The following is a 1,295-nucleotide window of genomic DNA, read 5'->3' on the forward strand; positions in this document are numbered from 1 at the left end:
TTTATTTGGTGCTGGCGAGAGGAATCGAACCCCTGACCCACTGATTACAAATCAGTAGCTCTACCGACTGAGCTACGCCAGCTTGTACATACTTGACCATCAATCTGGTCATTATATCTTGATGCCATTACATGTGGCAACGCGTCAACAACAGACAAATTATGCAACCGTATTTTATCACGCAAGTAGATTATAACAATTTGATTTTATTTATTTTTATGTAGATATTAATATTGAAGAGATAACAAATCGAGCCTCTCAATGAACTCTGGCCTAAGCCTGCAGATCCGGCGGTGCTTCATGATGACGGTGTAATCCTATCCACAACAAGGCACCCGGCAGACTGGTCAGGACCATGGTGAAGCCGAGCAACAGGGAAAGCGCCAACGCCTGATCATGACCCATGTGCAAATAGCCCAGATAGAAAACCATCAGGCCTTCTCGCAGCCCCCAACCGGCAAAGGATATGGGTAGGGCCAGAAACAGACTGATTACCGGCCACACTACCCAGAGTGCCACGGCGTCCGGGGCCTCACCCAGAGCATGGGCGAGCAACCAGAAGGTCAGAACCGATATGCACTGAATCGTAAAAGACAGAACAATGGTCGCGCTCAATGCCAGACGATGGCGCAGCAGTGCGCTCATCCCCAACCGAATGTCATGAAGCTTGTCGCCGAGTTTTCCCGAAATTTTTTCGAGAAAATTCAGCAGCGGGCTTAAAATAAGAAGAACAATAAGTGCATAGGCAAAAAGCAGAATCCCGATGGTCCAGCCCATTTGCGGGAGCAGCCCCACCCTTGCTCCACCCAGAGCAAAGGCGACCGCCGCAATGATAATCAAAGCCCCCATCCCCATAAAGCGGTCACCAAAAACTGCTGCGAGCGCCAGCGGCATGGAACCGGTTTGATGACGGGTGTACCAGGCACGAATCACATCACCGGAAACCGCCCCCGGCAATACCTGATTAAAATAGGCCCCAACCCAATTCAGCCGCAACAACCAGAGGATGGGAGCCGTACGCTCCATAGCCAACAGAATAATGCGCCAGCGAATAACCGATACCGATAAATTCAGGGCATAGGAGGCCATGGCCGCGACAAACCACCAGGGCCGCATTTCTGCAAAACGTTGACTGAGCGACGGCCAGTCGGTGTTATGCAAAAGCCAGAACAGAACGCCAATGGTAAAAACAATTTGCAGCAGCAGTTGCCATCGGGTGTGGAGTTTTTTTCGGGACATGCCTGACTTTCAAAAGTGAATCAAGGGTCGGACTCTATGCGAGACCGCGCAGTGCT

The 1,295-nt window shown here is 50.7% G+C and carries 1 protein-coding gene and 1 tRNA gene; both read right to left on the minus strand.

The window, feature by feature from the left end:
* Positions 1–6: 6 nt before the first annotated feature.
* Positions 7–82: transfer RNA gene (locus AC2VLY_RS10255), tRNA-Thr, on the minus strand.
* A gap of 191 nt (positions 83–273) precedes the next feature.
* A complete protein-coding gene (locus AC2VLY_RS10260) occupies positions 274–1,239 on the minus strand; it encodes a lysylphosphatidylglycerol synthase transmembrane domain-containing protein (RefSeq protein ID WP_486922217.1) in 966 nt (321 codons plus the stop codon).
* Between the last annotated feature and the right edge of the window lie 56 nt (positions 1,240–1,295).

It is taken from the genome of Acidithiobacillus sp. TH-A36 (assembly GCF_057473445.1).